Annotated in this window: 3 protein-coding genes and 1 pseudogene; 1 reads left to right on the forward strand and 3 read right to left on the reverse strand. The window is 62.4% G+C overall.

Features of this window, described 5'->3' with window-relative positions:
- Positions 1-1,112, forward strand: a 1,112-nt coding sequence (locus tag MAXJ12_RS31070) for an NAD-dependent succinate-semialdehyde dehydrogenase (protein WP_008840159.1), incomplete at its 5' end; no start/stop codon positions are given.
- A 363-nt stretch (positions 1,113-1,475) separates the two neighbouring features.
- On the opposite strand, the gene MAXJ12_RS31075 is transcribed toward MAXJ12_RS31070, so the two are convergent.
- From MAXJ12_RS31075 to MAXJ12_RS31085, 3 genes and pseudogenes are all read right to left on the reverse strand, one after another.
- The gene (locus MAXJ12_RS31075; protein WP_008840160.1) at positions 1,476-2,804 is read right to left on the reverse strand and encodes an aspartate aminotransferase family protein; all 1,329 of its coding nucleotides are present in this window, start codon (positions 2,802-2,804) and stop codon (positions 1,476-1,478) included.
- Between the two features lie 270 nt (positions 2,805-3,074).
- Entirely contained in the window at positions 3,075-3,941 is an 867-nt protein-coding gene (locus tag MAXJ12_RS31080) for a phosphotransferase enzyme family protein (RefSeq protein ID WP_244421669.1), read from the reverse strand.
- A 142-nt stretch (positions 3,942-4,083) separates the two neighbouring features.
- Positions 4,084-4,330, reverse strand: a pseudogene (locus MAXJ12_RS31085) (haloacid dehalogenase type II); the annotation flags it as partial.

A 4,330-nucleotide genomic window follows, 5' to 3' on the forward strand; every position in this document is an offset into this window, starting at 1 on the left:
CCGACACGATCGAATGGTTCGCCGAGGAGGCGCGGCGTACCTACGGGCGGCTGGTTCCGGCTCGCGCCACGAATGTCACGCAGCTCGTGGTCCGCGAGCCGGTCGGGCCCGTGGCGGCCTTCACGCCGTGGAACTTTCCGCTCAACCAGGCAGTGCGCAAGGTTTCGGCCGCCCTGGCGGCGGGCTGCTCGGTCATCCTGAAGGGGCCGGAGGAGACTCCTGCAAGCTGCGCCGAACTGGTGCGGGCCTTCGCCGATGCGGGGGTCCCTGCAGGGGTTCTGAACCTCATCTTCGGCATTCCGGCGACGATCTCGGAACATCTCGTTCCCCACCCCCTGATCAGGAAGATCTCTTTCACGGGATCGACGGCCGTGGGCAAGAAGCTGGCGGCGCTCGCCGGCGCGCACATGAAACGGGTGACGATGGAACTTGGCGGACACGCGCCGGCGATCGTGTTCGACGATGCCGATGTCGGCCTCGCCGTCCGCATGCTGGCCGGGGCGAAGTTCCGCAATGCCGGCCAGGTCTGCGTCGCGCCGACCCGGTTCCTGGTTGCGGACAGCGTGTACGATACCTTCCTCGAAGGGTTCGTCCGCGCCACCGAGGCGGTGAAAGTCGGCAACGGCTCCGACGAGGCCGTGACGATGGGACCGCTCGCCAACCGGCGCAGAGTCGACGCCATGGAGATGCTGATTGCCGACGCGGTCGAGCGCGGGGCGCGGATCGAGACCGGCGGGGTGCGCATCGGCAATCGCGGTTATTTCTTCCAGCCCACGGTGCTCACGGGCGTTCCACGCGATGCCCGTATTGCGAACGAGGAACCCTTCGGGCCGATCGCGCTCGTGAGCCGCTTCGGCGGCTACGGCGAGGCGATCGCCGAGGCCAACCGTCTCCCCTACGGGCTTGCGGCCTATGCCTACACCTGTTCCGCGAAGGTTATGGGAGATCTCGGACGCGACGTCGAGAGTGGGATGATCTCGATCAATCATCACGGCCTGGCGCTGCCGGAGCTGCCTTTCGGCGGGATGAAGGATTCCGGCTACGGCTCGGAAGGCGGGACCGAAGCAATGGACGCCTACGTCAACACCAAGCTCGTGACGCAGGCTGTCTGAATCTGATCAGTACCCCTTTCGGCGACCAAACCAGGACCGCGATAGGGAGCTCTAAAAAGACGCAGTCCCTTGCATGAAGCATGAAAGACCGCTGACCTGATTTGTTCGGGTTTAGCTCATCGAAAGTCTCGAACACGGCCGCTTCAGGTCAGCACTCGCGCAAAAAAATTCGCTGCATTCGGGGCCAGGCCACCGGGGAATTGACTGTCCTGTTCTTTGGACCACATTGCCTACCGGATCCGGGCCACCTATAGCCCTTGGCCTCGGGTGAGGAGCCGTCGAAAACGAAACTGTCTTACCCGAGAATGGCGCCAATTGAAGGCATTGGACCAGGGCCTGGCCACCTGCTCGCAGGTTTGCGGTCTAGCTTGCGAGCTTGATGAGCGCACGCTCCATGCATGCAAGGAAGAGGTCAACATGTTCGGCTTGGCAAACGAGCGGAGGGCGCACTTTCAGCGAATCCTCGTTGGCCCCTGTCGTGCTGATCAGCACACCATCGTCCCGCATTGCGTTCACCACATCCAGCGCCATGGCACGCCGGCCTGCCGCCGCTGTGCCCTCGGGCCCCATGTCGATGCCAAAAAAGAGACCGGCGTTGCGGATTGCATGGATGCCGGACCGCTGCTTCGCAAGTTTCTCCAGCCCGGCCCGGAGGCGCTGGCCCATGGCAAGCGCATTCTGGGGGATCTGGTCACGCTGCAGGATCGTCAGGACCGCGTCCGCCGTCGCGATGCCAACCGTATTTCCGGCGAATGTGTTCGAGTAGCGCGCGGTGGTGCCAAATCGGTCCATCGGTGCCCTGCGACCAACGACAGCGCCGATCGGAAACCCATTGCCCATCGGCTTGCCGAGGGTCACCAGATCCGGAACGATCCCATGCCGCTCAAAGCCCCACATATGAGCGCCGGTCCGCCCGAATCCCGCCTGAACTTCGTCGGCGATGACGAGGCCACCTGCCTCGCGCACCGCCGAAACTCCACTGGCAATGAAGCCAGGAGGATCAACCCATACGCCATCGCTGGAAAAGATGCTGTCGATGAGCAGGGCCGCAATGCCGATGCCACGACGGTTCAGATCCACAATGGCCGCGCGAACTTGCGCCTCGAAAAACTCCGCAGCCTGGCCATCCGGCACGCCCGCTGGCCCGGGTAGCGATACCATGCGCACGAAGGGGCTGAGCTTGACCGCGTCGCCCAGGTTCGGGGACACTGCGGCGACAGCCGCACTGGTGCCGTGATAGGCGTAGCTTGAGACGATCACGCCTTCATTGCCGCTGGCAAACCGCGCAATACGCAGGGCAAGATCGTTGGATTCACTCCCCGTGCAAGTAAAAACCACCCGGTCGAGCTCGTTTGGGAATGTATCGACCAGCCGCTCGGCATAGTCGACCAGTTTTGGCTCGAGATAGCGCGTGTTGGCGCTTATTCGTCCCGCCTGTTCAGCCATCGCAGCGTTTACTTCCGGGTGGCAATGGCCGAGAGACGGCACGTTATTGTAGAAATCAAGATAGGCTCGCTCGTCAGGATCGTAGAGCCACATGCCTTCGCCGCGAACGAAGTGCACGGGCCGACGGTACTGGAGGCGATAAGAAGCACCTAGAACATCGTCACGGCGCGCAATCAGCTCGGACTCGCGCCTGGGGAGGTCGGATTCGCCGGGTCTGTAGCGATTGGGCATGAGATCTGTGGACATGTACTGCTGCCTATCTGAAAGAGTACCTTGATCAATTCGCCGTTGTTCTTTTGGCGACCGTCCCGGTCGAGCGAACCGAAATGCGTTACAGCTGGGACGACGACATTGCCGCCAAAACTGCCGCCTCGCCCGATGCGGCGCCTAGAGGGGTTAGGATGGAAAGGCCGTGCTCGGCACGCGCGACATTCTTCTTGATGTACTGGGCGTCGGCCGGAAAAAGGTGGGATCGCCAGTAGTTGACCAAGATCAATGCGCTTTGCCGCGCCCGCATTAGTCCCACGAGCAGTCTCGCTTCCAGCGCCGAAAGTGGAATGACAGAGGCATAGCCTGCAATAAGTTGTTCGGCCCGCCCAAAGGAAGGGTCGGATCCTTCACGATGTGACTTGCTGCGATCGCCAGATCCTGGATCCTGGGGCTCCAGCAGCCATCGCCAAAATCGATAAAACCCATACCCTGGCCGGTCACCATCATGTTGAAGGGGCTGGGATCATTGTGCGTGACCTGCCACGCCACGTTCGAGATGTGTGGCTCAACGAACTCCACATACTCTGCCATTGCGACGCCCACCTGCTCGGCGACGGGCGCGGAGGGCAGGTATTGCGCGAATTCCATCAACCTCGGCCAGCAACCGATGTGCCACAGGATGGGGCGGTCCGTTGCGGGCGGGCTGACCCGATCAAGGGCCAGGTCCAGCCGCGCCAGCGCGCTGCCGGTTCGAAAGAGCAGGTCGGGGGTGAGTTGCGCCTGGTGCACCGCGATGCCTTCCAGCCGGGTCTGCAAATAGCCGCAAACCCCCTCATGCTCGAACACCAATGCGCCGCTGCTGGTCGGGATCACTTCGGGGGCGACAAATCCCGCGGCCCCTCGCAATCCAGCAATCGCGGCCGCCTGGAAACGAAAGCTGTCGACTGCCTCCGATCTGGTCGAGGTCTTCAGGATCATGCGGCGGCCGTCCGGCAGATCGACCGCAACGGTGCGCTCGATCTCGGAGGACAATGTCGCGACCGATCCCGTTACGCCATAGAGGCGCTCGAGCAGGGCCGCCGACATGTCCGGTTCGGAGGAGCCCGCCCGCAGGGCCAGAGTTGCCGAAGCTGCGCGAAAATAGGCTTCGCTCGATGCGGCGGGGTCAGTCACCTGATCGGGACCCACAGGCGCGGCGGCATGGCGCCGACCGCCTGCTGCTCGCACCTGGATCGCTGAGAGCAACCAATTCGAAAAATCCTCGCCGGTTGGATGAAGCGCCACAGTTCTCTTTCTGACGGACCGCTCCGCTGACTCAGATGCCGAAAACGCCAGGAAGCTGCGTCACATCGCGGATTTCGGTGTACTCGTAAAAGGGATTGGCCGGCTCGTGGCCGCGATTGACCCAGACCTTGCTCTTGATCCCCAGATCATAGGCGGACATCAGGTCGTGGCGGAAAGACGAGGACACATGCGTGATCTCCTCCGGGCCGCAACCCAGCATGTCGAACATGTATTCGATCGTGTTGTCATGATGACTCTCCAGTCCGGATTCCTGTTGA

It is taken from the genome of Mesorhizobium alhagi CCNWXJ12-2 (assembly GCF_000236565.1).
Taxonomy (GTDB): Bacteria; Pseudomonadota; Alphaproteobacteria; order Rhizobiales; family Rhizobiaceae; genus Allomesorhizobium; species Allomesorhizobium alhagi.